Source organism: Bradyrhizobium arachidis (assembly GCF_024758505.1).
GTDB classification, from domain to species: domain Bacteria; phylum Pseudomonadota; class Alphaproteobacteria; order Rhizobiales; family Xanthobacteraceae; genus Bradyrhizobium; species Bradyrhizobium manausense_C.
Genome location: NZ_CP077970.1, coordinates 6,479,763 through 6,504,454 on the forward strand (window position 1 = coordinate 6,479,763; position 24,692 = coordinate 6,504,454).

23 protein-coding genes are annotated in these 24,692 nt (G+C 64.5%); 10 read left to right on the top strand and 13 right to left on the bottom strand.

Annotated elements, in window-relative coordinates; all coding sequences use genetic code 11:
* Positions 1-157: 157 nt before the first annotated feature.
* Genes otnK through ltnD form a run of 3 tightly spaced genes read right to left on the bottom strand, consistent with a single transcriptional unit; the run spans position 158 to position 3,148 of the window.
* Positions 158-1,435, bottom strand: a complete 1,278-nt coding sequence (otnK, locus tag KUF59_RS29925; protein ID WP_212455784.1) for a 3-oxo-tetronate kinase — start codon at positions 1,433-1,435, stop codon at positions 158-160.
* On the bottom strand, positions 1,432-2,214 hold the full coding sequence (gene otnI / locus KUF59_RS29930; protein WP_212455785.1) for a 2-oxo-tetronate isomerase: 783 nt from the start codon (positions 2,212-2,214) through the stop codon (positions 1,432-1,434). Before otnI ends, otnK begins: the two co-directional genes overlap by 4 nt.
* Before the next feature lie 16 nt (positions 2,215-2,230).
* Positions 2,231-3,148: an L-threonate dehydrogenase gene (gene ltnD, locus KUF59_RS29935; RefSeq protein WP_212455786.1), complete on the bottom strand. Its 918-nt coding sequence runs from the start codon at positions 3,146-3,148 to the stop codon at positions 2,231-2,233.
* A gap of 121 nt (positions 3,149-3,269) precedes the next feature.
* On the opposite strand from ltnD, the gene otnC reads away from it, so the two are divergent.
* Positions 3,270-3,932 (top strand): 3-oxo-tetronate 4-phosphate decarboxylase, encoded by a 663-nt coding sequence (gene otnC / locus KUF59_RS29940; protein ID WP_212455787.1) that lies wholly within the window; start codon positions 3,270-3,272, stop codon positions 3,930-3,932.
* A 259-nt stretch (positions 3,933-4,191) separates the two neighbouring features.
* On the opposite strand, the gene KUF59_RS29945 is transcribed toward otnC, so the two are convergent.
* From KUF59_RS29945 to KUF59_RS29970, 6 genes are all read right to left on the bottom strand, one after another.
* A complete protein-coding gene (locus KUF59_RS29945) occupies positions 4,192-4,896 on the bottom strand; it encodes an ABC transporter ATP-binding protein (RefSeq protein ID WP_212455788.1) in 705 nt (234 codons plus the stop codon).
* Positions 4,880-5,611 carry an ABC transporter ATP-binding protein gene (locus tag KUF59_RS29950; RefSeq protein ID WP_212455789.1) on the bottom strand — a complete coding sequence of 244 codons (732 nt, stop codon included), beginning with the start codon at positions 5,609-5,611 and terminating at the stop codon, positions 4,880-4,882. Before KUF59_RS29950 ends, KUF59_RS29945 begins: the two co-directional genes overlap by 17 nt.
* Positions 5,608-6,585, bottom strand: coding sequence for a branched-chain amino acid ABC transporter permease (locus KUF59_RS29955; RefSeq protein ID WP_212455790.1), 978 nt, complete (start codon positions 6,583-6,585; stop codon positions 5,608-5,610). The genes KUF59_RS29950 and KUF59_RS29955 overlap by 4 nt, the downstream gene beginning before the upstream one ends.
* A 1-nt stretch (position 6,586) precedes the next feature.
* Complete coding sequence (locus KUF59_RS29960; RefSeq protein ID WP_249140043.1) at positions 6,587-7,420, bottom strand: branched-chain amino acid ABC transporter permease; 834 nt, start codon at positions 7,418-7,420, stop codon at positions 6,587-6,589.
* Positions 7,421-7,497: 77 nt separating this feature from the next.
* Entirely contained in the window at positions 7,498-8,742 is a 1,245-nt protein-coding gene (locus KUF59_RS29965) for an ABC transporter substrate-binding protein (protein ID WP_212455792.1), read from the bottom strand.
* An 85-nt stretch (positions 8,743-8,827) separates the two neighbouring features.
* Positions 8,828-9,643 (bottom strand): putative hydro-lyase, encoded by an 816-nt coding sequence (locus KUF59_RS29970; protein WP_212455793.1) that lies wholly within the window; start codon positions 9,641-9,643, stop codon positions 8,828-8,830.
* 119 nt (positions 9,644-9,762) lie between these two features.
* On the opposite strand from KUF59_RS29970, the gene KUF59_RS29975 reads away from it, so the two are divergent.
* The 4 genes from KUF59_RS29975 to KUF59_RS29990 all read left to right on the top strand — a co-directional run bounded on the left by KUF59_RS29975 (position 9,763) and on the right by KUF59_RS29990 (position 13,684).
* A complete protein-coding gene (locus KUF59_RS29975) occupies positions 9,763-10,680 on the top strand; it encodes a LysR family transcriptional regulator (protein WP_212455794.1) in 918 nt (305 codons plus the stop codon).
* Between the two features lie 116 nt (positions 10,681-10,796).
* The gene (locus KUF59_RS29980; protein WP_212455795.1) at positions 10,797-12,047 is read left to right on the top strand and encodes a Zn-dependent hydrolase; all 1,251 of its coding nucleotides are present in this window, start codon (positions 10,797-10,799) and stop codon (positions 12,045-12,047) included.
* Positions 12,048-12,059: 12 nt separating this feature from the next.
* The gene (locus KUF59_RS29985) at positions 12,060-12,971 is read left to right on the top strand and encodes an NAD(P)-dependent oxidoreductase (protein ID WP_212455796.1); all 912 of its coding nucleotides are present in this window, start codon (positions 12,060-12,062) and stop codon (positions 12,969-12,971) included.
* A 65-nt stretch (positions 12,972-13,036) separates the two neighbouring features.
* The gene (locus tag KUF59_RS29990; protein ID WP_212455797.1) at positions 13,037-13,684 is read left to right on the top strand and encodes a suppressor of fused domain protein; all 648 of its coding nucleotides are present in this window, start codon (positions 13,037-13,039) and stop codon (positions 13,682-13,684) included.
* A 177-nt stretch (positions 13,685-13,861) separates the two neighbouring features.
* Here the strand turns inward: KUF59_RS29990 and KUF59_RS29995 are convergent, their stop codons facing one another.
* Complete coding sequence (locus KUF59_RS29995; RefSeq protein ID WP_212455798.1) at positions 13,862-14,935, bottom strand: tartrate dehydrogenase; 1,074 nt, start codon at positions 14,933-14,935, stop codon at positions 13,862-13,864.
* Positions 14,936-15,101: 166 nt separating this feature from the next.
* On the opposite strand from KUF59_RS29995, the gene KUF59_RS30000 reads away from it, so the two are divergent.
* Both KUF59_RS30000 and KUF59_RS30005 read left to right on the top strand, forming a co-directional pair.
* Complete coding sequence (locus tag KUF59_RS30000) at positions 15,102-15,878, top strand: SDR family oxidoreductase (RefSeq protein WP_212455799.1); 777 nt, start codon at positions 15,102-15,104, stop codon at positions 15,876-15,878.
* A gap of 150 nt (positions 15,879-16,028) precedes the next feature.
* A complete protein-coding gene (locus tag KUF59_RS30005; protein ID WP_212455800.1) occupies positions 16,029-17,450 on the top strand; it encodes an amidase in 1,422 nt (473 codons plus the stop codon).
* An 8-nt stretch (positions 17,451-17,458) separates the two neighbouring features.
* On the opposite strand, the gene KUF59_RS30010 is transcribed toward KUF59_RS30005, so the two are convergent.
* The 3 genes from KUF59_RS30010 to KUF59_RS30020 all read right to left on the bottom strand — a co-directional run bounded on the left by KUF59_RS30010 (position 17,459) and on the right by KUF59_RS30020 (position 21,294).
* Positions 17,459-18,889, bottom strand: a complete 1,431-nt coding sequence (locus KUF59_RS30010) for an extracellular catalytic domain type 2 short-chain-length polyhydroxyalkanoate depolymerase (protein WP_212455801.1) — start codon at positions 18,887-18,889, stop codon at positions 17,459-17,461.
* Between the two features lie 100 nt (positions 18,890-18,989).
* Positions 18,990-20,090, bottom strand: coding sequence for an amino acid ABC transporter permease (locus tag KUF59_RS30015; protein ID WP_212455802.1), 1,101 nt, complete (start codon positions 20,088-20,090; stop codon positions 18,990-18,992).
* A 1-nt stretch (position 20,091) separates the two neighbouring features.
* A complete protein-coding gene (locus KUF59_RS30020; RefSeq protein WP_212455803.1) occupies positions 20,092-21,294 on the bottom strand; it encodes an amino acid ABC transporter permease in 1,203 nt (400 codons plus the stop codon).
* Positions 21,295-21,390: 96 nt separating this feature from the next.
* On the opposite strand from KUF59_RS30020, the gene KUF59_RS30025 reads away from it, so the two are divergent.
* The 3 genes from KUF59_RS30025 to KUF59_RS30035 are packed head-to-tail and all read left to right on the top strand — an operon-like array spanning position 21,391 to position 24,654.
* Positions 21,391-22,263 carry a MurR/RpiR family transcriptional regulator gene (locus KUF59_RS30025; protein WP_212455804.1) on the top strand — a complete coding sequence of 291 codons (873 nt, stop codon included), beginning with the start codon at positions 21,391-21,393 and terminating at the stop codon, positions 22,261-22,263.
* 18 nt (positions 22,264-22,281) lie between these two features.
* The gene (locus KUF59_RS30030) at positions 22,282-23,631 is read left to right on the top strand and encodes an aspartate aminotransferase family protein (protein ID WP_212456015.1); all 1,350 of its coding nucleotides are present in this window, start codon (positions 22,282-22,284) and stop codon (positions 23,629-23,631) included.
* A gap of 12 nt (positions 23,632-23,643) precedes the next feature.
* A complete protein-coding gene (locus tag KUF59_RS30035) occupies positions 23,644-24,654 on the top strand; it encodes an amino acid ABC transporter substrate-binding protein (protein WP_212455805.1) in 1,011 nt (336 codons plus the stop codon).
* Positions 24,655-24,692: the final 38 nt, after the last annotated feature.

The window sequence follows — 24,692 nt, forward strand, 5'->3', positions numbered from 1 at the left end:
CATTATGCTGGCGCGGCTGCGCATCCGGGGATCTACCTATCAACCACAGGGAGTACCGCCGACATCGTGCACCAAAGCATCTGAGCAGATGTTAACTACGACTCCGTACGAGTACGGAACCCGAAAGAGATAAATAAGGACCTAAAGAGCCCTGCGCTCAGCGCATGAGCCCAAGCGCGTCGGTGAAAAACTCCGGTCCGCCGAAATTGCCTGATTTCAGGGCAAGCAACATGGGACCTTCTTCGGCACCGACCGCACGCAGCACCGGGACTCCCGCAGCGATCTCCGCGCCGACAAGGAAGCCGGGAATCTTCAGACGGTCGACGACGGCCCCCGAGGTCTCGCCGCCGGCAACGACCAGTCGGCGCACGCCCGACTGCACCAGGCCTTCGGCGATGTCGGCCATGGTCTGCTCGATCGCATGGCCGGCAGCGTCACGGCCGTAGCGCGACTGGACGGCGGCGACCGCCTCTGGCGTCGCGCTCGACGCAATGAGCAGCGGGCCGTCGGCAAGTCGCGGCCTCGCCCAGGCCAGTGCGCGCTGCGCTTCGTCCTTATCCTTAAAAATACGGATCGGATCGAGATGTAACACCGGCATGACACGCTCGGCATTCGCCATCTGCTGCAGGGTCGCCTGCGAGCAGCTTCCGGCGAGACATGCAGCCGGTCCGCCCACCGGCACGCCGGCGTCCGCACCTGACGCGTTCGAGGTCACCTTGCCGGAGGAGACCAGCGCGCGCGCGAGGCCAAGCCCGATGCCGGAGGCGCCGACCGACAGCCGATGCGCACCGGCGACGAGGCCGATGGTCTCGAGGTCGCGGTCGAACACCGCGTCAATCACGGCGGCGCCGATGCCCTTGGCTGCAAGTTCGGACAACCGCGCGCGGACGGCCTCAGTGCCGCGCGTCACGGTCGCGAGGTCGACGAGGCCGACCTTGGTCCTGCTCTGGCGCGCCAGCACGCGCACCAGATTGGAATCGTGCATCGGGTTGAGCGGATGGTTCTTCAGCGGGCTCTCATTGAGCGGCACGGCGCCGACGAAGAGGTTGCCCTGGTAGACGGTGCGCCCGGTCTCCGGGAAGGCCGGCGTCACCAGCACGATTGCCTCGCCGCAATCGTCGCGCAGCGCGTCCATGACAGGGCCGATATTGCCGGCGTCGGTGGAATCGAAGGTGGAGCAGATCTTGAACAGCACGTGCGAGGCGCCGCGGCCACGCAGCCACTTTTCCGCGGCACGCGAGCGCGTTACCGCAAGCCCCGCCTCGATCGAGCGGCTCTTCAGCGACACCACGACCGCATCAACCTCGGGAAGGGCAAGGTCGTCGGCGGGCACGCCGATGGTCTGCACGGTACGAAGGCCTGCCCGCGTCAGCGTGTTGGCGAGATCGGAGGCGCCGGTATAGTCGTCGGCGATGCAACCCAGCGCGAGTGTCACGACTTTGCTCCAGCGTAAGGCTTGAACCAGGCGAGACCGTCGGTGGTCTTGCCGCGCGGATTGTATTCGCAGCCGACGAAGCCGGAATAGCCGAGCCGGTCGAGCTCGGCGAACAGGAACGGATAGTTCAGCTCTTCGCCATCAGGCTCATTGCGCGAGGGGATGCTGGCGATCTGGATGTGGCCGATGATCGGCATCATCTCGCGCAGGTGCATGGTCACGTCGCCATGGATGATCTGGCAGTGATAGATGTCGAACTGGAGCTTCAGGTTCGGAATCTTCAACTCTTCGATCAGGCCGCGCGCGAACAGGAAGTCGTTGAGGAAGTAGCCGGGCACGTTGCGCGGATTGATCGGCTCGATCACGACGTCGAGACCGTGGGGTGCGAAGAACTCCGCGGTCCAGGCGACCGACTTGTAGAACTGCTCCACCGCGAGACGATCGCTGCGACTGGCCATGCCGGCCATCAAATGCAGGCGCTTGACGCCGGTCGCCTTCGCATAAGGAAGCGCCGTCTCGAGGCTGCGCTTGAGATCGTCGAAGCGCGCGGGGAGAGCCGCAAAGCCTTTTTCGCCGGCGTTCCAGTCGCCGGGCGGCAGGTTGAACAGCGCCTGCGTCAGGCCATTGCGCTTGAGGCGCGCGCCGACCTCGTCGGCCGGGTGCTCGTAGGGAAACAGGAATTCGACCGCGGTGAAGCCGGCCTTCGCCGCAGCGTCAAAGCGGTCGAGGAACGGCACCTCGGTGAACATCATCGAGAGATTTGCGGCAAAGCGCGGCATTGGGCTTTTCCTTTTCTTATTTCTCGCCGGGCAGTTTTACGCCGGTGACCTGCGCATACATGCGCGCGACCGATGCGTCGTCGTCGCGGCCCATGCCGGCGGCTGCAGTCATCAGGAACATCTGCAAGGCGGCAGCAGAGACTGGCACAGGAAAGCGCGCCGATCGCGCCATGTCCTGGATGATGCCGAGGTCTTTGACAAAGATTTCGACCGCGCTGCGCGGCGTGTAGTCGCCGTCGAGCACATGCGGCATCCGATTCTCGAACATCCAGGAATTGCCGGCGGAGGCCGTGATCACCTCATAAACCTTGCGGATATCGAGGCCCTGCTTGGCCGCAAAGGCTATCGCTTCCGACGCGGCAGCGATGTGCACGCCGGCCAGCAACTGGTTGATCATCTTGAAGGCTGCGCCCTGACCGGCGGCATCGCCGAGCTCGTAGAGCTTTGCCGCCATCGCGTCGAGCGCGGGACGCGCCTTGGCAAAGGCCGCCGGGCTGCCGGAAGCGAGGATCGTCAGTTCGCCCTGGGCTGCGCGCTGGGCGCCGCCGGAGATCGGCGCATCGAGATAATGCCGGCCGGTGGCCTCGAGCTGCTTTGCGAGGCGCCGTGCCACGTCGGGGTCCATGGTCGCGGACGAAATGAACACGCTGTCCTTGGGCATGGTCTCGGCTGCGCCGTCCTTGCCGAACAGGATCCCTTCGGTCTGCGCGGCATTGACCACCACGCTGACGACGATGTCGGCGCCCTTGGCCGCCTCCGCCGGCGTTTTGGCGCCCGCGCCGCCGTCCTTGACGAAGCGTGCGACCGCGTCAGCGGAGACGTCGCAGCCGGTCACGGCGTGGCCGGCGCGCTTCAGCGAGGTCGCCATGCCAAATCCCATCGAGCCGAGCCCGACGACGGCGATACGCTGCGTGTTTGACGTGGAGGCAGACATGAACACTTATCCCTTGGAACATTCCCTTACCGGCCGATCTGGGGCGGCCTCTCGACCCGAATAACACGGCTTGGCCGCGCTGCCAAAGCATGAGACAAGGCGGCAACAGGATAAGCCCGCCATGAGCAGCGAGACACGACTTCGCGACGATATCTGCCGTTTCGGGCGCTCGCTGTTCGAGCGCGGGTTGACGCCCGGCTCCTCCGGCAACATCAGCGTGAAATTGGAGGACGGCTGGCTGGTGACGCCGACCAACGCCTCGCTGGGTTTCCTCGATCCGGCACGGCTGTCGCGGCTCGACGAGACCGGACGCCTCGTCTCCGGCGACGCCCCGACCAAGGAGGTGCCGCTGCACACCGCGCTCTACGATACCCGCGGATCGGCGCGAGCGATCGTGCACCTGCACTCGACCCATTCGGTTGCGCTCTCGATGCTCCCGGAGATCGATCCCACCGCCGCGCTGCCGCCGATGACCGCCTACTACATGATGAAATGCGCGCCGACCGCGCTCGTGCCCTACTACCGTCCCGGCGATCCCGCGGTGGCGGATGCGATCAAGGGACTGGCCGGGAAATATTCGTCCGTGCTGCTCGCCAATCACGGCCCGGTGGTCGCCGGCGATACGCTGGAGGCGGCCGTGTTCGCGACGGAGGAGCTGGAGGAGACGGCGAAGCTGTACCTGCTGCTGCGCGGACTGAACCCGCGATATCTGTCGCCGGAGCAGGTGAAGGATCTGGTGAAGACGTTTGGGCTGACGCTGCCGGAGCATGACGACCACCACTAGAGTCGGCGTGTGATGGGCGGACTTTGTCCCCTCACCCACCGCGGTCATTCCCCGCGAAAGCGGGGAATCCAGTACGCCGCGGCCTCTCCGTATCCCTTCACTGCCTCTGGAATACTGGATCGCCCGCCTTCGCGGGCGATGACACCGCAAAAGTGGCACGCCTGTACCCTGATCTCGTCATTCCGAGCGCAGCGAAGCAATCCAGAGTCTTTCCGCGGTCACAGTCTGGATTGCTTCGCTGCGCTCGCAATGACAGCGCCTACAGCCCCAGATACGCCTTGCGCACGTCCGGGTTGGTCCTGATCTCAGCGGCCCGGCCCTGCATCAGCACGCGGCCGGTTTGCAGGATGTAGGCGCGGTCGGCGATCTCGAGGCATTCGGCCATGCGCTGCTCGACGATCAGCACGGTCATGCCGGCGTCGCGGATGCGCTTCACGGCCTGAAAAATCTCGTCGACGAGCTTTGGCATGATGCCTTGCGAGGGCTCGTCGAGCATCAACAGGCGCGGGCGCGTCATCAGAGCTCTGCCGATGGCGAGCATCTGCTGCTCGCCTCCGGACAGCGTCTCGGCGCGCTGCTCCAGGCGTTCGGACAGGCGCGGAAACAGCTTGAAGACGAGGTCGAGCGGTCCCTCGCGATCCGCCTCGCCGCGATAGAGATAGCTGCCGAGCCTGAGATTGTCGTGCACCGAGAGGCGCGGAAACAGGCGGCGGTTCTCCGGCACATAGGCGATGCCGGTCGCAGTGACCAGGTGCTGCGCCATGCCGACCAGTTGCTTGCCATCGAACGTCACGGTGCCCGAGCGCGGACGCTCGGCGCCGGCAATCGATTTGAGCAGCGTCGACTTGCCCGCGCCGTTGGCGCCGGCCACGCAGACGATCTCGCCCTTGGCAACGTCGATCGACACGGCGGAGATCGCGACCAGGCCCTGATAGGCGGTGGTGACTTCATGCACCCTGAGCATGACGATCTCCCAGATAAGCGCTGATCACCTTGGGGTCGCGGACGACGTCGGCAGGCTTGCCCTCGACCAAAACCTTGCCGAGATCGAGCACGATGGCGCGATCGACCAGCGGCATCACGATCTCCATGACGTGCTCGACCATCAGCACGGTGACGCCGGTGTCGCGCACCTTGCGCACGAGCTCGACGCCGGTCTGCGCCTCGGTCGGCGTGAGGCCGGTGAGGACTTCGTCGAGCAGCAGGAGTTTTGGCTCGGTCGCGAGCGCACGGGCGACTTCGAGGCGGCGCTTTTCCGCGGGCACGAGATCGCTTGCGAGCACGTCGGCGCGCCCCGCAAGGCCAGTGAATTCCAGCACCTCATGCGCCTTGCGGCGTGCCTCGCGCATCACGGTGGTTCGCACCAGCGCACCGACGATGACGTTGTCGATGACGGTCATGGTCTCAAAGCTCTTCACTACCTGGAAGGTGCGTCCCACGCCGCGCACGCAGCGCTCGGCGGCCGGCATGCGGGTGACGTCGACGCCATCGAACCAGATCGTGCCTTGCGTCGGCGGCAGCACGCCGGCAATGAGATTGAACAGCGTCGACTTGCCGGCGCCGTTGGGGCCGATCAGGCCGACGATCTCGCCGCGCCCGACCGAGATCGAGACGTCGGAGTTGGCGACGAGGCCGCCGAAGCGCTGCCAGACGCCGCGGGTTTCCAGCAGTGCGGTCATCGCGTGGCCTCCTTGCGACGCGAGAACAGGCCGATCAGACCTTCCGGGCGCGCCAGCGCGATCAGGATGATCAGCATGCCGTAGACGATGAGATCGACGCCGCGACCGGAGCCGCCGATATAGGAGCGCGTCAGCTCGGTGAGCGGAATCAGGATCACCGCGCCGAGCAGCGGCCCCCACAGCGTGCCGATGCCACCCAGCACCGCCGGCAACGCCATCAGCAGCGAGAACTGGAAGCCCATCACGCTGACTGGATCGATATAGGAAACATACATGGCATAGAAGCTGCCGCCGACCGAGACCAGGAAGGCAGAGACAGCCGCAGCCCCCATCTTGGAATCGAACACGACCACGCCGAGGCTCTGGGCTGCATCGGGATTGTCCTTCACCGCGCGCCACCAATAGCCCCATTTGGAATCTTCCAGCCACCAGGTGACGAACCAGGCGACGCAGGCGAGCGCCAGCGCGAAATAGAAGTACGGCAGCTTCGAGCGAGCAAACTGGAATTTCAGCCAGCTGTCGCCGCGCACGGGCATCTCGATGCCGAGGGCTGCGCCCGCCCATTCCCAGTTCTGGATCAGCAGCAATCCGATCTCGGCGATCACAATGGTGGCGATCGCAAAGTAGTGGCCGCCAAGACGGAAGCAGGGATAGCCGAGCGCCATTGCGATCAAGGCCGAGATGACGCCGCCGGCGAGCATGCCGAACCAGGGCGGCACGCCGAACTTCATGAACAGGAGCGTGGTGGTATAGGCGCCCAGGCCGAAATAGAGGGCGTGCCCGAGCGATATCTGCCCGCAATAGCCGGACAGGATGTTCCAGCTCTGCGACAGCGCCCCGAACATCAGCGTCAGAATCATGATGTTCTGGATGTTCGGATTCTTGACGAACAACGGCACCAGCGCCGCGGCGACCGCAAGGCAAGCCGCAACGAGGAGATCGCGGCGACGCCGCTCTGTGAAGCTCTTGTCCATCTCACATCGATCCGAACAGGCCGCGTGGCCGGATGAAGACCACGAGGAGATAGACGGCATAGATGCCGACCGACTTCAATGATGGAGGCAGCACGAGCGCAGTGGTGGCCTCGACGAGACCGACGACGATGCCGCCGGCGAAGGCGCCGAACACGCTGCCGAAGCCGCCGAGCGCCACCGTGACATAGGCGATCAGTGCAAAGGAGGCGCCGACGTCGGGATAGATGTAGAAGAACGTCGCCATGATTGCGCCGGCCAACCCGACCAGCGCGCCGCCAATGCCCCAGCCGAGCGCGAACACGCGGTTCTTGTCGATACCGACGAGGGCCACCGCACCGGGATCCTCGCGGGTCGCTTCCAGCGCACGGCCGAAATCGGTGCGGTTGATGAAGAGGTAGAGCCCGCCGAACGCGGCGATCGCGACCAGCGCGCCGAAGAGCTGCGGCTGCGGCAGGAATATACCGACGACCGATACCGTCTTGCCGCCGAGCCATGAGTTGGGGACGCTGCGATAGTCGGCCGTGAAGAACAGCTGTGCCAGTCCGCGCATCACGATCGCGAGGCCAAAGGTCGCGAAGATCTGCACCATGCCGACATTGGCCTTGGCACGCATCGCAAACCGCACGATCACGAGATAGACGGCCGCCCCCAGAACAAACAGGGCGGCGGCAGCCAGTGGCGCCGACAGCAGCGGATCGATCGCGAAGAACGTGAACAGGAAGAACGTCACGTACATCGCGAGCATCAGGAATTCGCCATGGGCGAAGTTGACGACGTCCATCAGGCCGAAGATCAAGGCCAGGCCGACGGCGATCAGTCCGTAGAGCAGCCCCATCAGGAGGCCGCTCGCTAGACTCTGGATAATGGTTTCGGCTGTCACGTTGCTTCGTCCCCCGCCCGCAACCTGATCGCTTACTTCATCGGCCAGATCGCATCGGCCACCGCCGCCTGCGACGGGAAGATGGTGACGAACTTGCCGCCGACATATTGCAGCAGCACCGGATCGGCATCGTTGTTCTGGCCCATCTCGTCGAACTTGACACGCTTCCAGGGCATGATGGTCTGCTCGCCCGACATCTCGGTCGCCGCCAGCGCGTCACGGATCTTCTCGCCGTCGGTGGATTTGGCGCGGTTGATGGCGTCCGCCATGATGATCATAGCCATGAACTGCCGCGAGGTGTTGTCGTTGAGGTCCTTGCCCGACTTCGCCTTGAACAGATCGTTGATCTTGCCGACCATCGGCCGCTTAGCGGCGAGATCGAGCGAGAAGCTGCCGCGGGTGATCGCACCCTCGAGCTTGTCGCCAACCGCGTCGTAGAGCGCCTTCTCGGAGAAGCCGGCGGCCTGCGCCACGATGGCGTTCGGCTTATAGCCGAGCTCGGCCATGGTCTTGACCAGCAGGATGCCGTCGGTGGTGTAGCTCGAAGGCATCAGCACGTCCGCATTGGCGGCCTTGAGCTGCTGCACCTCGGCCGAAAGCGACGGCGAGTTGGCGCGGTACTTGATGTCGGAAACGATCTTGTAGCCGCGCTCGGCGGCGAGCTTGGTCTGCGCGTTGGCGGAGTCGGTGCCGAAGATGGTGTCTTCGTGGAACAGCGCCAGCGTGTTGGCCTTGGCACCCTTCTTCTTCATCGCGTCGAGGAAGTCGAACATCCCGGCCGAGAACATCTCGTCATGCGGCGAGGCGCGGAAATAATACTTCAGACCGCGGCGATGCAGGCTCGGCGAGGAGTTGTCCGCCGACATGAACGGAATCTGATAGCGTTCGCAGATCTGGCTGATCGTGACTGCGACCGCGCTTTGATAGGAGCCGAGGATGGCGCTGACCTTTTCCTGCGTGATCAGGCGCTCGGCTTCAGCGCGCCCCTTTTGCGGGTCGCCCTGGGTGTCGGCATAGACGATACGGATCTTGGCACCCCCGAGGCCGGGCAGACCCACGCCCTTGGCGAGCGGAAGATCGAAGTCCTGGTCATTGTTGATGATGTCGATCGCGGTCTCGAACGCACGCTGCGCATCGACACCCACCTGCGCGCCGGAGCCCGACAACGGATAGGTCGCACCGATCACCACTTCGGAGGTCTGCGCGCGCGCCGCCAGCGGCATCAGCGCGGCGGTGGCTGTGGCTCCGAGCAAAAGATCGCGGCGAGTGATCGTCATGGCAGTCCCCCTGTTACAATTTCGGCTCATCGATGGAGCGATTGACGCGTACGGTAAAGCCTGAAGAAGCAGCATACGCTGCCCACTAAATCACGGCCATGTTCCGGTTCTTGAGATCCGTCACCAGCATCAGCCCCGGCGAATGCGTGATCGCGAACGGAAGTTTTGCGGCGTTGATCACCGATTGCGGCGTAACACCGCAGGCCCAGAACACCGGGATCTCGTCCTCGGCAACCGGCACCGGATCGCCGTAGTCGGGTTTTGCGATCTCCTTGATGCCGATGAGATGGGGATGGCCGAGATGCACGGGTGCGCCATGCACGGCCGGATAGCGCGAGGTGATCTGTATCGCGCGGATCGCATCCGCCGGCTTGAACGGACGCATCGACACCACCATGGGACCCGCGAACGGACCGGATGCGGAACACGCGATGTTGGTGCGGTACATCGGCACGCGGACATTGTGCTCGATGTGGCGGATCGGCATGCCCTCGTCGAGCAGCGCTTCTTCAAAGGAGAATGAGCAGCCGAGCACGAAGGTCACGAGATCGTCGCGCCAGTAGCTGGTCACGTCGGTCGGCTCGTCCACGACCTCGCCGTCGCGCCAGACGCGATAGCGCGGCACGTCGGTGCGGATGTCGAGGCCGGCGCCAAGTGCCGGTATGTGCGGGCTGCCGACATCGGACATGCCGATGATCGGGCACGGCTTTGGATTGAGCTGGCAGAAGCGGTGAAAGGCGCTGGCGTATTTTTCGGGGAGGATCGCGAGGTTACCCTGCACGAAGCCGGGGGCGATGCCGGCGGTGGAGGCGACCAATCCGCCGCGGTAGGCGAGGCGCGCCTCGCAGCTCGGAAGGGTGTCGGTTGTTTCAGTTTGCTGCGCTGCCACCAAAACAGTCATCTGTTCGACCTGCCTATAATCTCGACAAGGACAGCCAACACCAGGCGTGCTATAAAGTCTAATCTTCCTTTCTAATATAGATCGATAAATTCTGTTTATCGATCGGAAAAATCGTTCCAATGCTGGACTTCAGGTCGATCGAGACGTTCCTCTGGGTTGTGAAGCTGGGCAGCTTCCGCGGCGCCGCCCAAAGGCTCAACACCACCCAGCCGGCGATCTCCCAGCGCATCGCCCAGCTCGAACGCGAGATGGGCGTCAAGCTTCTCAACCGCGATCATCGTGTCGCATCGCCGACGCCGAGCGGACGGCAGATGATGGTCTATGCCGAGAAGCTGATCGGCCTGCGCGCGGAGATGATCGCAGAGATAGGCGATGCCTCCGCGATGCGCGGCGTGATGCGGCTCGGCGTCGCCGAAACCATTGTGCACACCTGGCTGCCGCGGCTCGTGAAGAGCGTGAACGAGATCTATCCGAACCTGTCGCTCGAGATCGAGGTCGACATCACGCCGAACCTGACGCAGCGCCTGCTGGCGCAGGAGATCGAGCTCGCCTTCGTGGTCGGGCCGCTGTCGGCCTCCGGCGTGCACAATCGCGCACTGGCAGATTATCCGATCGGTTTTCTCGCAAGCCCCTCCCTTGGGCTCGGCAACGGCCCAGTGACCAGGCACGACCTCGCGCGGTTTCCCATCATCACCTTTCCGCGCAAGACCCGGCCCTACGAAGTCGTGCGCGAGGTATTCGACCGGCCCGAGCTGCCGCCGATCCGCCTGCATGCGAGCGCGTCGCTCGCGACCGTCATCCACATGGCGGTCGAAGGCCTCGGCATCGCCGTCATCCCGGCGGCGATCGTCGAGAAGGAGCTCGCCGACGGCCGGCTTCAGCTCCTCAACACCGATTTGAAGATCGCACCCCTCACCTTCACCGCGAGCTGGCTCGCCTCGCCCGACGTCGTCGCGATCGAGCGCGTCGCCAATCTCGCAGGGCAAATCGCGCAGGGCAGTGCCGCGGTTGACGCGGCGGCGGCGGCGCGTCATTGAACGAGTGCCGGACCTTCTTCGTCATTCCGGGGCTCGCGTAGCGAGAACCCGGAATCTCGAGATTCCGGGTTCGCCCTTCGGGCGCCCCGGAATGACAGCTGAAAATGGACTGACGCATGAGCCGAGCCGCCACGAATCTGCAAATCGATTCCGCCCGCCTCTGGGGCTCCATCCACGAGACCGCGCAATTCGGCGCGACACAAAAGGGCGGCGTGCGGCGGCTGACGCTGAGCGCCGAGGACAAGCAGGTCCGTGACTGGTTCCGCAAGGCGTGCCTGGATGCAGGACTCGAGGTCCACGTCGATGCGCTTGGCTCGATGTTCGGCCTGCGCGAGGGCCGCGACATGTCGAAGCCGCCAGTGGGCATCGGCTCGCATCTCGATACGCAGCCGACCGGCGGCAAATACGACGGCATTTTGGGAACGCTCGGCGCGCTCGAGGTCATCCGCACGCTGAACGACGCCGGCATCGAGACCGAGGCGCCGATCTGCGTCGTCAACTGGACCAATGAGGAAGGCTCGCGCTTCGCACCTGCGATGATGGCGTCGGCCGCCTATGTCGGCGATTTCACCACCGACGACATTTTGTCGCGCAAGGACGCCGAGGGCATCACGGTCGGCCAGGCGCTCGACGGGATCGGCTATCGCGGCGACAAGCCGGTCGGCTTCCAGAAATTAGGTTGCTTCGTCGAACTGCATATCGAGCAGGGGCCGATTCTGGAGGCGGAGGAAAAGACCATCGGCGTCGTCGATTCCGGCCAGGGCGTGCTCTGGTACGACGGCCACATCACCGGCTTTGAAAGCCATGCCGGCTCGACTCCGATGCCGCTGCGCCGCGATGCGCTGGCAACCCTGTCGGAGATCGTGCTGGCGATGGAGAAAATCGCCAGCAAGCACGGACCGAAAGCGGTCGGCACCATCGGCGAAGCCGTGATCGCAAGCCCCTCGCGCAATGTCATTCCCGGCGAGATCGCCTTCACCGTCGACACCCGCAGCGCTGACGACACCATTTTGAACGCGCTCGATCGTGACCTGCGTGCGGCCGTTGCCGAGATCGCCGCGCGCCGCAAGGTCGAGGTGAAGCTCGATCTGGTCTGGCGCAAGCCGCCGACGCATTTCGACCCAAAGCTGATCGCGGCCGTGGAGAACGCGGCGAACACACTCGGCTATTCCAGCCGTCGCATCACCTCCGGCGCCGGCCACGACGCCTGCAATCTCAATACTGTCATGCCGGCGGCGATGGTGTTCGTGCCCTGCAAGGACGGCATCAGCCACAACGAGCTGGAGGATGCGACGCAGGCCGACTGCACCGCCGGCACCAACGTGTTGATGCATACCGTGCTGGCGCTCGCCGGCGTAGCATCGTGAGGGAGAAGCGCCATGCGCGGAGTGTTCGTCGACGCCAACGAGTCCCTCGCCGTGATCATGGAGCGGCTGGAAAAGCCCGGCGATCCCAAGGTGCGCATTCACCGCGACCCCGACATCAAGCCGGAGCAATATCCTGAAATCCTCGACGGCGCCGAGATCGCGATCGTAGATCACACCGCGCTGCCAACCGAGGTTGCGAAGAAGTGCACAGGCCTGAAGCACGTGGTGTTCCTCGGCACCGGCGCGCGCAGCTACATGAACCCCGAAGAGCTCGCCGACCTCGGGATCTCCGTGCATCTGATCAAGGGCTATGGCGACACGGCGGTCGCCGAATCCGCAATCGCGCTGATGTGGGCCTCGGCACGGGTGATCGCGATGATGGATCGCGAGATGCGCGCCGGGAACTGGTTGCGCGAGGACGGCATGCAGCTCACCGGCAAGACGCTCGGCCTCGTCGGCTTCGGTGGCATCGCCGCAGAGGTCGCACGCATCGCCTCCGGCAGCGGCATGAAGGTAATCGCCTGGAACCGTTCACCGAAGAGTTTTCCTGGCGTCGAGTTCACCGATCTCGACACGGTGCTGGCCAAGAGCGACGTCGTGTCGCTGCACCTGCTGCTCAACGACGATACCCGCGGCATGATCACGCGCGAGAAGATCGCAGCGATGAAGCCCGGCGTCATCCTCGTCAACACCGCGCGCGCCGCGATCGTCGACGAGAAGGCGATGATCGACGCGCTGAAGTCAGGCCACATCCGCCACGCCGGCCTCGACGTCTTCAACACCGAGCCGCTGCCGGCCGATCACGAGCTGACGCGGATTCCGAACGTCACGCTGTCGGCGCACTCGGCCTTCCGCACGCCGGAAGCGAGCGAGAACTTGATCGAGGCAGCGCTGGTGCATTGCCGGCGGATCGTGAAGGGGTAGAGCCGATTTGAACCGGACGGCGTGACCTCGCGACTATCGGGAACGTGCCCATCCCCGAGGTTCACATGCTGTCCCGTCTCACCCGATTCCTGTCCGGCTCGAGCGAGCCCACGCAATCGGCAAATTCCTATCAACAACGGCTCGCCATCTATGAGCAGGAGCTTGGCGAGCCCGAGCACAGTTTTGCGGACACGGGCGAGCTCCGCATTGACATCCACGCCTACGGCCGCGATTTCGTGCCGGACTGCGAAGAGGGCTCGGATGAGGGCTACGTTCTTCTGACCAACGGCATGAGCGAACGGCGAATGCCGCCGACGGACCGCGCCGACAAGATCAAGTCCCGCGCCGAACTGATGTGGTACGTCCGCGACCCGACGCAGGAGATTTGCACCAATCTGCGCTGGCTCGCACGCCTTCCCTTCATCGATAGCAAGAGCTTCGCTTTCGGCGACCGAGTGCCGTTGCCGACGCCGCCTCTCATTGGCTCGGAGTTCAGGACCTTCCTGTTCCTCACGCCGATCATCGGACCCGATCAGCGCACCGCGGAGGCGCTCACGATCGGTGGCGATGAGGTCGAGATTCTCACTGTCAATTTGATCTCCGACCGCGAGCTTGATTTCATCAAGACGCATGGCCTCGATGATTTCCTCGATCTTCTCGATGAGAATGACTACCCGCCGATCTTCGATCCGAAGCGGAAATCTTACGTCTGAACTCTCGATGTCGTCCCGGACAAGCGCGCCCAAAGCGCGCGCAGATCCGGGACCCATAACCACAGGACATGGTTATGCGAAGACTCGTGGTTGCCGGCTCGCTCCACAACATCTCCCTGGGGCTATGGGTCCCGGCCTTCGCCGGGACGACAAGGGAGCAAGTTGCACCAGCCTCCCCTAATCCACCATCTCCGCCACCGCCTTGCCGCAGGCCGTCGTGTCGGCGTTGCCGCCGAGATCCTTGGTACGCAGCGTGCGTTCGGCCAGCGTGCGCTCGATCGCGTCGACGATCGACTTGCCGGCTGCCTTCTCGCCGAGATGCTCGAACATCATCGCGCCCGACCAGATCATGCCGATCGGGTTGGCAATTCCCTGCCCCGCGATATCGGGCGCGGAGCCGTGCACCGGCTCGAACACCGACGGGAAATTCCGCTCGGGGTTGATGTTGCCCGACGGCGCGATGCCGATGGTGCCGGTGCAGGCCGGGCCGAGATCGGAGAGGATGTCGCCGAACAGGTTCGAGCCGACCACGACGTCGAACCAGTCCGGATGCAGCACGAAGTTCGCCGTGAGAATATCGATGTGGTACTTGTCCCACTTCACGCCCGGGAACTTCTTTGCCATCGCCTCCACGCGCTCATCCCAATAGGGCATGGTGATCGAGATGCCGTTCGATTTCGTCGCCGAGGTCAAATGCTTCTTCGGCCGCGACTGCGCGAGGTCGAAGGCGAATTTCAGGATGCGGTCGACGCCGACGCGGGTCATCACCGTCTGCTGCGTCACGAATTCGCGGTCGGTGTCCGGGAACATGCGCCCACCGACGGATGAATACTCGCCCTCGGTGTTCTCGCGCACCACCCAGAAATCGATATCGCCGGGCTTGCGGTTCGCCAGCGGCGACGGCACGCCGGGCATCAGGCGCACCGGGCGCAAATTGACGTACTGGTCGAACTCGCGGCGGAACTTGATCAGCGAGCCCCACAGCGAGACATGATCCGGGATCTTTGCCGGCCATCCGACCGCGCCAAAGTAGATCGCGTCGTGCTTGCCGATCTTGTCCTTCCAGTCATCGGGCATCATCTGCCCGTGCTTCTCGTAATAGTCCCAGGACGAGAAGTCGAAATGGTCGAAATGCACGGAAACGCCGTGTTTCTTCGCCGCCACCTCCAGCACGCGCAGACCCTCCGGCATCACTTCCTTGCCGATGCCGTCGCCGGGAATGACTGCAATCCGGTATTGCTTCTTGCTCATCGCGAAAATCCTGGTTGTGGGCGGGGCGGACCTTGCGGCCTGCGCCGCTTCTCCTGCAATGGACCAAACGCGCCGGCAGCGCAACGCTGCACTGCAATGTTGACCGTGGCGGCTTTGCCTGCCTACTGATTTCATCCAGTTCCTTCAACCGGCCCGAGTCATCCCCATGGATCTGCATCTGCGTGGCAAGCGCGTCCTGATCACGGGCGCGTCAAAGGGCATCGGCGCCGCAGCCGCCGAGGCGTTTGCCGAGGAAGGCTGCCATCTCCTGCTCGCGGCCCGCAGTGGCGACCAGTTGAAGGCGCTCTGCGAGCGGCTGCGATCCGCCCACCAGATCGACGCCGCCGCAAGCGTGGTGGACCTCCGCAAGAGCGAGGACATTGCGCGGCTCGCGAAGGAAGCGGCCGACATCGACATCCTCGTCAACAATGCCGGCGACATACCCGGCGGCTCGATCGACAAGATCGACGAGGCGACCTGGCGCCACGCCTGGGAGCTCAAGGTGTTCGGCTACATCAACCTCACCCGCATGATCTATGCGCAGATGAAAGCGCGCGGCCGCGGCGTCATCGTCAACGACATTGGCGCGGCCGGCGAAAAGTTCGACGCCAACTATGTCTGCGGCAGCGCCGGCAACGCCGCGCTGATGGCGTTCACCCGCGCGCTCGGCGGAAAGAGCCTCGCCGACAACATCCGCGTGGTCGGCATCAATCCGGGCCCGGTCGGCACCGACCGCCACGTCACACTGCTGAAGACCCGCGCAAAACATCAGTTCGGCGACGAGAACCGCTACAAGGAATTTCAGAAGGGCCTGCCGCTCGGCCGTCCTGCGCATGCGCGCGAGATCGGCGACCTGATGGCGTTTTTGGCGTCGGATCGTTCCGGCTACACGTCGGGGGTGATCTATACGGTCGATGGCGGCATCAGCGCCGGATGGGGATAGATCCGGCGCCGATTATGACCACGCTGCACGCCCCACACACCGTCATTGCGAGCGCAGCGAAGCAATCCAGAGTCCCTCCGCGGATACATTTCTGGATTGCTTCGCTGCGCTCGCAATGACGGAGCCTAGAGCAAATACAGGAGTACAGAATTGTCAGCTCAAGACCTGATCCGCGAAACCGCCTGCACCGTCGTTGAAAAACTTCGCTCCGGCGACGTCACGCCGCTCGAGCTGCTCGATGTCGTGGAAAAGCGCATCGGTGAAGTCGACGGCCAAGTGAATGCATTGCCGATCCTCTGCTTCGATCGCGCGCGAGCCAATGCCAAGACGCTGATGCAGAAGCCGGCCGGGGCGCGCGGACTGCTCGCAGGGCTCCCGGTGCCGATCAAGGACCTGACCGACGTCGCCGGTGTGCTCAACACGCAGGGCTCGCCAATCTTCAAGGATAACGTTCCCGCCCGCTCCGACATCCTGGTCGAAAATCTCGAAGGCAATGGCGCGGTCGTTTACGCCAAGTCGAACACGCCGGAATTCGGCGCCGGTGCCAACACGTTCAACGAGGTGTTTGGCGCGACTCTCAATCCTTGGGACATTTCGAAGTCGGCGGCGGGTTCCTCCGGCGGTGCTGCCGTGGCGCTTGCTACCGGCATGGCCTGGCTCGCGCACGGCTCCGACATGGGCGGCAGCTTGCGCAGCCCCGCAAGTTTTTGCGGCATCGTCGGCATGCGGCCCAGCATCGGTCGCGTCGCGCACACGCCCGCCGCCGGGATCGATCGCAATCTCGGGCAGCAGGGACCGATGGCGCGCAATGTCGAGGACCTTGCGCTCCTGCTCGACGCCATGAGCGGCGATTACGCGGCCGATCCGCTGTCGCTGCCCTCCCCGGCAACCTCGTTCCTGTCGGCGGCGCGCTCCGGCCACAAGCCGAGGCGCATCGCCTATTCGCCCAATCTCGGCATCACGCCCGTGGATCCAGAGGTCGTCGCCATCACCCGCAAGGCCGCCGAGCGGTTTGCCGAGCTTGGCGTGATCGTCGAGGAAGCGCATCCGGATCTGCGCGAGGCGCACGAATGCTTCCATGTACTGCGCGCGCTCGACTTTGCGATGAGCAAGGCAAAGCTGCTGCGTGAGAAGCGCGATCTATTGAAACCCGAGGTGATCTGGAACATCGAGGAAGGGCTAAAGCTCACCGTCGACCAGATCACGCGCGCCGAGGCGCAGCGCGTCGCGATGACTGCGCGGACCGTCGAGTTCTTCAAGACGTATGACCTCCTCCTGACGCCGACGACCATCGTGCCGCCGTTCCCGATCGAGAACCGCTACGTCGCGGAATGTGCCGGCAAGCGGTTCGAGAACTACGTCGAATGGCTCGGCATCGTCTATGCGCTCACGCTGGTCTGCTGTCCCGTGCTGTCGCTACCCTGTGGCTTCACCGCGTCCGGCCTGCCGGTCGGCGTGCAGATCGTGGCCGCGCCGCGCGGCGATGCGCAGGTGCTCGCCGGCGCGAAGATGCTGGAAGACATTTTGGGCCTGCGCGGCACGACGCCGATCGATCCCAAGGTGAAGAAGTAGGCTGCTCGCTATCGTGCAATCGGGCACGAGCCCGGGTTGTTGCAGCGAGGCGGCGGCGACTGCGTGGTGCCGATCGCATCCTCGGAGCTTGGCCCCTCCGTTCCATTGAGGATGGCCGAAACGCGCCAGCGATACGTCGTTTGCGGCGTCAGGCCGGACTCCGCAAAGCTCGCGCCCGTGACGTCGCCGATCTTCTGGAACGCGCCGTCGGGCCCCGCGCGCGAAACCCGATAGGTCGTGACGCCAGCAACCGGAGACCATGCGAGATCGACGCCGGTATCCGAGGTATCGATCACCGTGAGCCACTGCGGCACCGACAAGGACGGCTCGGTTGCATTTGCGGGCGCCGCAGCGCCGGCCGTGAGCGCATCAAGCATGGCCTTGATCGCCCTGATCTGCGCCCCGGACTTCGTCACGTAGCTGTCTTCATGGTCGACATAGCTCCACCAATCCCAGCAGGCCTGCGGGTTGCCGGGCGCGAATGGACTGGTCTTGGTCTGCGGATACAGAATGATCAGGCGGTTGGTATCGGCCCACGCATTGTAGCCGGCCTCGTCGACGAACCTGCGCCCGATATCGCCGACATCCTGCTTGCAGCCATGGAGCGCGACATGGACGCGACATGGAGCACCCTGCTCGCAATCCTGCGGTATGAACACATAGCCGGTGTCGCCCAAGCTCAGCGCGTCCGGCAGATGCGGCTTGGTATAGAGCGATTGATCAAAACTCTTCACCGAGCCGGCAAGCTGCGCCGGATTTGGCCGGTTCAATCGGCCGTAGATGTGTTGCAGGATGATGCCCGCCTGATCGTAACCGCACTGATCGATATAGGGCTCGGTGTTGGCCTTGCAGTCGTTAAGGCCGGGAGCGCCTTCCTTCGTCACGACGAAGGAGTGACCCGCACCGAGCGCGGTCTGATAGAAGAGATTGCCGCGATTGGCTGCACCCAGATAGTGGCGATAGAAATCAGCCGCGGCGTCGGTCGCGGCCTTGTCCACGATCGCGTCGTTATAGCCGTGGAAGAGATAGATCTTTTGCCGGCCCAGATTGCTGAGCGCATCGATCTCGCCGGCCGCCGCCTTTGCATCGGCCTTTGCCGTGAAGTCGCGCAGATCCAGATCAGACGCCGGCCCTTTCATGCAGGCACCCGTGGCCCGCCAGATCGGCCCCCAGTACCCGGTGACGGCGTCGAGCGCGTCCGCCTTCGCGCACCAATAAGGACCGCCCGCGACCACGCCGACGCCGCTGATGACCGATGACCAGGCCGTACCGAACTGAACGGCCATGAAGGCGCCGGACGAGATCCCCGAAATCGAGCTCTCGCCGATCGGCGCGTGATAGCCGCGCAGACCCGCGGGCTCAGCGGCAAGCGGCGACACATCGATCGCCGCAGCAACGATCAGAGCGACAATGTAACGCCGCCAAACGGCCGCGCGCATGACAACCTCGCCAGATCTTGCGTGGTATCAACCTCTGGTATTACAGCCCAAGATCAGCAATCAGGGCAAGCACAAACAAGCGGCACGATGCGACGAACTGTCATCGTCCCGTCGTCTGCGCCTCCAGGCTGCGGCTGTAGCGCGACATCGCGAAGCAGAAGGCGAAATAGATCATCGCGACGAAGATATAGACCTCGACCGAGAACTGCTGCCAGCCGGGATCGATGATCGCGGTCTTGGCCGTGGTGAGCAGGTCGAAGATGCCGATGATCAGGACGAGGCTGGTGTCCTTGAAGAAGGCGATGAAGGTGTTGACCAGCGGCGGGATGACGTGGCGGATCGCCTGCGGCAGGATGATCAGGCGGTGCTTGCGCCAGTAGGACAGCCCCAGCGCGTCGCCGGCCTCGTATTGTCCGCGCGGCACGGCCTGGAGGCCGCCGCGGATCACTTCGGCAAGATAGGCACCGGCGAACAGGATGATCGCGATCTGCGCCCGCAACAGCTTGTCGATGTTGAATCCACCCGGCATGAACAGCGGAAACATCACGCTCGCCATGAACAGGAGGCTGACCAGCGGCACGCCGCGGATCAGCTCGACATAGAGCACGCTGAGCGAACGGATCGCGGGTAGTTTTGAGCGCCGGCCAAGCGCCACGAGGATGCCCAGCGGGAAACCGAACGCGAGGCCAAACGTCGCGAGGATCAGCGTCACCGGCAGGCCGCCCCAGCGGTCCTGCGAGACGAAGGACAGGCCGAAGACGCCGCCCCACATCAGCACGCTGATCGCGGCCAGTGCGGCGATCCAGAGATAGATCAGCTCGCGCCGCCACCAGGAGCGGCGGGTCGAGATGTAGTAGAGTGCAATGAACAGCAGCACCGCCAGCGCCGGCCGCCACTGCTCGTCGAACGGATAGGTGCCGAACAGGATGAAGCGGTACTTTTCAGGGATCACGGCCCAGCAGGCGCCGACCCCGCGCACGGCGCGGCAGGCGCTGGAATCGTTGCCGGGCACGAGCCAGACCGCGTTCGCGATGCCCCATTGGACGAAACTCACCAGCGCCTTCACCAGCACGGCGCCCAGCACCACCGTGATGATGCCGTTCGGGATCGACGAGAACAAATTGGCGCGAACCCAGCGGATCGCGGGATTGCCGGCTTGCGGACGGCGGGCGGCGCGGGGTTCGTCAGTGATCGCGGCCATCTCAGCGCTCCACCAGCGCGATACGCGCATTGTACCAGTTCATGAAGAAGCTGATGCCGAGGCTGATGGTGAGAAACACCGCCATGATCAGCGCGATCGCCTCGATCGCCTGCCCGGTCTGGTTCAGCGTGGTGTTGGCGATCGACACCACGTCCTGATAGCCGATTGCAACAGCGAGCGACGAGTTCTTGGTCAGATTGAGGTACTGACTCGTCATCGGCGGCACGATGACGCGCAGCGCCTGCGGCAAGATGATCTGCCTCAGCATGAAGCTGCGCTTGAGGCCGAGCGCGTTGGCGGCGTCCCACTGCCCGCGCGGCACGGCCTGAATGCCGCTGCGCACGATCTCGGCGATGAAGGCCGAGGTGTAGGTGACGAGCGCGATCAGCAGCGCAAAATATTCCGGCGCGAGCGTCATGCCGCCGACGAAGTTGAAGCCGCGAAGTTCTGGCCAGGCGACGGACCAGGATACGCCCAGCGCCCATGAGACCAGCCCCGGCAGCAGGACGATGAAGCCGACCCCATAAGGCCAGGCGGGTCGCGGCCGGCCGTCACGCATCTGCTGCGCGATCAGATAGCGGCGCACCAAATAGAACGCGACGCAGCCGACCGCGGCCGTGCCGAGCACCCAAAGCTGCCCCTCGCCGACCGGGATCGACGGCAGGATCAAGCCGCGATTGGAGAGGAAGACGCCTTCGATCGGCCGCCACGCCGCGCGCGCCGCCGGCAACGCCTGCATCAGCACATACCAGAACAACAATTGCAGCAGCAGCGGAATGTCGCGCAGCACTTCGACATAGACGGCGGCGATGCGCGACAGCAACCAATTGGCCGACAGCCGCGAAATGCCGACGATCGTGCCCAGGATGGTCGCCAACACGATGCCGATCACGGCGACACGCAAGGTGTTGGTGACGCCGACCACGAAGGCCCAGAGATACGTGTTCTGCGGGCTATAGGAGAGCAGGCTGTCGGCGATCGGCATGCCGGCCTCGCGACCGAGGAAGGCGAAGCCGGTGGTAATGCGGCGGGCGGAGAGATTGGTGACCGTGTTGGACCAGAGGAAGGCGATGATCGCGACCGCGATGCCGACGACCAGGACCTGCCAGAACAGGCCTTTCAACTCACGGCTTCCGAGGGCGAAAGAGAAGCGCCGGCGCGGCGCCGGTCTTGAGCCATCGGTGGTTGGGCTATCGGTCGTCACGGCACAAATGTCCTCTCGCTGAAATAAAAGGAGCGATGTCCGGCGAAGCGCGCATCAACTGTTGCACCAAACCCGGATACGTGCAACAAATGTTTCATGGCCGAGCCCGCGAAATCCTCGCCCTTGAGCGAACTCCGGATTGCATTGCCATCGCTCCCCCTGCGCTTGCAGGAGGTCGGGCGGTTTGTCGCAGCCAATGATTACGACGCCACCACCCGCTCAATGCGCGATCTCGCCGCCGAAGCCGGCGCCGATCCCGCGGCGTTCACGCGGCTTGCAAAGGCGATCGGCTATTCCGGCTGGGACGAATTGCGGGCGGCGCTGACCGAAGCGCGCCGGCCGTCGCAGGCCGCGCCCTTCTCCGGCCGTGCAAAGATCCGGCGCCACGGCCCCCATGCCGACATCGCACTCGTTACCGACAAGCTCGACGCCGAAGCGGCCGGCCTTCCGCGCATCTCCGCGCCTTCCATCGTGAACGCCGCCAAGGCGCTGCATGCGGCGAAGCGGATCTGGATCACCGGCTTCCGGAGCTGCCGCAGCGTTGCGGAGCTGCTCAATTACGAATTGCGGCTGTTTCGCCCCGGTGAAGTACAGCTCGTTGGTGGCTCCGGCCCTGACGACCTCGACACCGGCGCCTTCTGCCCCGGCGAGGCCGTCGTGGTGATCGGCTTCACGCCCTACACCCATGCGAGCGTCCGGGTCGCGCAGGCCGCGCATCGCTCCGGCGCCACGCTGATCTCGATTGCCGACACGGTGACTGCACCGATGGCCGAGGGTGCGGACCACGTGCTGCTGTTCGAGGCGGCGGCCTCGCCCGGCTTCTTCCCGAGCCTCACCGGCGCGATCGCGATCGCGCAGTCGCTCGCGGCTGTGACGTTCTCACTCGGCGGCGCGGCGTCGAAAAAACGCCTCCAGCAAACCGAGGCGCGGCTCGCCGTCACCTCGACTTACGTCTCAGAGAAAGGTTGACCCATGGCCACTAGCGAAATGGGCACTCGCAAGAGCCGCGTGCTGCACCGCTCGTTGCGTGAGACGCCGCCCAAGGCGATCGGCGGCGAAGGCGTCTATCTCATCGCCGAGGGCGGGCGGCGCGTCATCGATGCGTCCGGCGGCGCGGCCGTTTCCTGCCTCGGCCATCAGCATCCCCGCGTGATCGAGGCGATGGCAAAGCAGGCATCGACATTGGCCTATGCGCACACCGCCTTCTTCTCGTCGGAGCCCGCGGAAGAACTCGCCGAGCGGCTGGTCGGCCATGAGCCCGGCGGCCTCGCCTACGCTTATTTCGTCAGCGGCGGCTCGGAAGCGATCGAGGCCAGCATCAAGCTGGCACGGCAGTATTTCATCGAGCGCGGCGAGCCGCAGCGCCAGCACTTCATCGCGCGGCGGCAGAGCTATCACGGCAACACGCTCGGTGCGCTCTCAGCCGGCGGCAACGCCTGGCGCCGCGAACCCTATGCGCCGCTGCTTTCGGCCGCCTTCAGCCATGTGACACCGGCTTTTGCCTATCACGAGAAGCGCGACAATGAGTCTGACGCGACGTTCGTGGCGAGGCTCGCGGCGGAGCTCGAGGCCGAATTCCAGCGGCTCGGTCCCGACACGGTCGCGGCGTTCCTCGCCGAGCCAGTCGTCGGCGCGACCGCCGGCTGTGTTCCAGCGCCGGAAGGCTACTTCAAGGCCGTCCGCGAGATCTGCAACCGCCACGGCGCGCTGCTCATCCTCGACGAAGTCATGTGCGGCATGGGCCGCACCGGCACGATGCACGCCTGGGAGCAGGAAGGCGTCGCGCCGGACATCCAGGCGATCGCAAAAGGCCTTGGCGGCGGCTACCAGCCGATCGGCGCGATGCTCGCGAGCGGCAAAATCATCGATACGATCCGCGAGCGATCAGGCGCGTTCCAGCACGGCCACACCTATCTCGCGCATCCACTGGCCTGCGCCGCGGCACTCGCCGTGCAGAACGTGATCCGCGAGGACAATCTGCTCGACCAGATCAAGGCGCGCGGCAGGCAGCTCGAGCAACGGCTCACCGAGCGCTTCGGCAATCACCGCCATATCGGCGACATCAGGGGCCGCGGGCTGTTCTGGGCGATCGAGCTCGTCGCCGATCGCGCAACGAAAACGCCGTTCGATCCCGCGCTCAAGCTCCATCAGAAGATCAAGGCATCAGCGTTTGCCGACGGCCTCGGATGCTATCCCGGCGGCGGCACCGTCGACGGACGCCGTGGCGACCACGTGCTGCTGGCGCCGCCCTATATCGCCTCGGCCGCCGAGATCGACCTGATCGTCGAAAAACTCGGCACGGCCGTCGACAGCGTATTGCGAAGTGTCAATCAGTGAGGGGAGAGTAAGATGAACAGAGTGATTATCGCCGCGGGCCTGCTCGCGGCATCGACGAGCCTGGTGTCGGCCGCAACGCTCGACACCGTCAAGCAGCGCGGCACGCTGGTGTGCGGCGTCAGCGCCGGCTTTGCCGGTTTCTCCGCGCCGGACTCGCAAGGCAATTACAAGGGCCTCGACGTCGACTATTGCCGCGCGCTCGCCGCCGGCGTGCTCGGCGACCCCAGCAAGGTGCGCTACGTCTCCCTGACCGCGCAGAACCGTTTCACGGCGCTGCAGTCCGGCGAGATCGACGTGCTCTACCGCAACTCGACGCAGACCTATCTGCGCGGTGTGACGCTGGGCCTGCGGCAAGGTCCGGTCAACTTCTACGACGGCCAGGGATTTGTCGTGAAGAAGGACCTCGGCGTGAAGGAGCTGAAGGACCTCAAGGGCGCCACCGTCTGCGTTGCGCAAGGTACCACCCATGAGGTGACGCTCGGCGACTACGGCCGCGCCAACGGCATCGACTGGAAGCCGCTGGTGTTCGACCGCGTCGACACCATGTACCAGACCTTCTTCGGCGGCCGCTGCGATGCCATGACCCAGGACGCCTCCGCGCTTGCGGGCGCCGTCACCACCGCTGCGCCGAACCCGGCCGATTACGTCGTGCTGCCGCAGACCATCAGCAAGGAGCCGCTCGGCCCCTTCACCCGCAACGGCGACGAGGTCTGGAGTGACATCATCACCTGGTTGCACTACGGACTGATCGAGGCGGAAGAGCTCGGCGTCACCCAGGCCAATGTCGATGAAATGGCGAAGTCACAGACACCCGCGATCCAGCGCCTGCTCGGCGCCTCCGGCGATCTCGGCTCACGGCTTGGCCTCGACAACAAATGGCTGGTCACGGCCATCAAGTCCGGCGGCAATTACGGCGAGATCTACGAACGCAATGTCGGCAAGGCCAGCCCGCTTAAGCTTGACCGCGGCCTCAACGGCCTCTGGAGCAAGGGCGGGTTGATGTACGCGATCCCGTTCAAGTAAGCGACTTAAGCTCCCTCTCCCCACACACGGGGAGAGGG

What these genes read in the sequence shown, in the direction of transcription:
- otnI (WP_212455785.1), bottom strand. Translation starts at nt 2,214, where the DNA reads ATGCCGCGCTTTGCCGCAAATCTCTCGATGATGTTCACCGAGGTGCCG.
- ltnD (WP_212455786.1), bottom strand. Translation starts at nt 3,148, where the DNA reads ATGTCTGCCTCCACGTCAAACACGCAGCGTATCGCCGTCGTCGGGCTC.
- otnC (WP_212455787.1), top strand. Translation starts at nt 3,270, where the DNA reads ATGAGCAGCGAGACACGACTTCGCGACGATATCTGCCGTTTCGGGCGC.
- KUF59_RS29945 (WP_212455788.1), bottom strand. Translation starts at nt 4,896, where the DNA reads ATGCTCAGGGTGCATGAAGTCACCACCGCCTATCAGGGCCTGGTCGCG.
- KUF59_RS29950 (WP_212455789.1), bottom strand. Translation starts at nt 5,611, where the DNA reads ATGACCGCACTGCTGGAAACCCGCGGCGTCTGGCAGCGCTTCGGCGGC.
- KUF59_RS29955 (WP_212455790.1), bottom strand. Translation starts at nt 6,585, where the DNA reads ATGGACAAGAGCTTCACAGAGCGGCGTCGCCGCGATCTCCTCGTTGCG.
- KUF59_RS29960 (WP_249140043.1), bottom strand. Translation starts at nt 7,420, where the DNA reads ATGGGGCTGCTCTACGGACTGATCGCCGTCGGCCTGGCCTTGATCTTC.
- KUF59_RS29965 (WP_212455792.1), bottom strand. Translation starts at nt 8,742, where the DNA reads ATGACGATCACTCGCCGCGATCTTTTGCTCGGAGCCACAGCCACCGCC.
- KUF59_RS29970 (WP_212455793.1), bottom strand. Translation starts at nt 9,643, where the DNA reads ATGACTGTTTTGGTGGCAGCGCAGCAAACTGAAACAACCGACACCCTT.
- KUF59_RS29975 (WP_212455794.1), top strand. Translation starts at nt 9,763, where the DNA reads ATGCTGGACTTCAGGTCGATCGAGACGTTCCTCTGGGTTGTGAAGCTG.
- KUF59_RS29980 (WP_212455795.1), top strand. Translation starts at nt 10,797, where the DNA reads ATGAGCCGAGCCGCCACGAATCTGCAAATCGATTCCGCCCGCCTCTGG.
- KUF59_RS29985 (WP_212455796.1), top strand. Translation starts at nt 12,060, where the DNA reads ATGCGCGGAGTGTTCGTCGACGCCAACGAGTCCCTCGCCGTGATCATG.
- KUF59_RS29990 (WP_212455797.1), top strand. Translation starts at nt 13,037, where the DNA reads ATGCTGTCCCGTCTCACCCGATTCCTGTCCGGCTCGAGCGAGCCCACG.
- KUF59_RS29995 (WP_212455798.1), bottom strand. Translation starts at nt 14,935, where the DNA reads ATGAGCAAGAAGCAATACCGGATTGCAGTCATTCCCGGCGACGGCATC.
- KUF59_RS30000 (WP_212455799.1), top strand. Translation starts at nt 15,102, where the DNA reads ATGGATCTGCATCTGCGTGGCAAGCGCGTCCTGATCACGGGCGCGTCA.
- KUF59_RS30010 (WP_212455801.1), bottom strand. Translation starts at nt 18,889, where the DNA reads ATGCGCGCGGCCGTTTGGCGGCGTTACATTGTCGCTCTGATCGTTGCT.
- KUF59_RS30015 (WP_212455802.1), bottom strand. Translation starts at nt 20,090, where the DNA reads ATGGCCGCGATCACTGACGAACCCCGCGCCGCCCGCCGTCCGCAAGCC.
- KUF59_RS30025 (WP_212455804.1), top strand. Translation starts at nt 21,391, where the DNA reads ATGGCCGAGCCCGCGAAATCCTCGCCCTTGAGCGAACTCCGGATTGCA.
- KUF59_RS30030 (WP_212456015.1), top strand. Translation starts at nt 22,282, where the DNA reads ATGGGCACTCGCAAGAGCCGCGTGCTGCACCGCTCGTTGCGTGAGACG.
- KUF59_RS30035 (WP_212455805.1), top strand. Translation starts at nt 23,644, where the DNA reads ATGAACAGAGTGATTATCGCCGCGGGCCTGCTCGCGGCATCGACGAGC.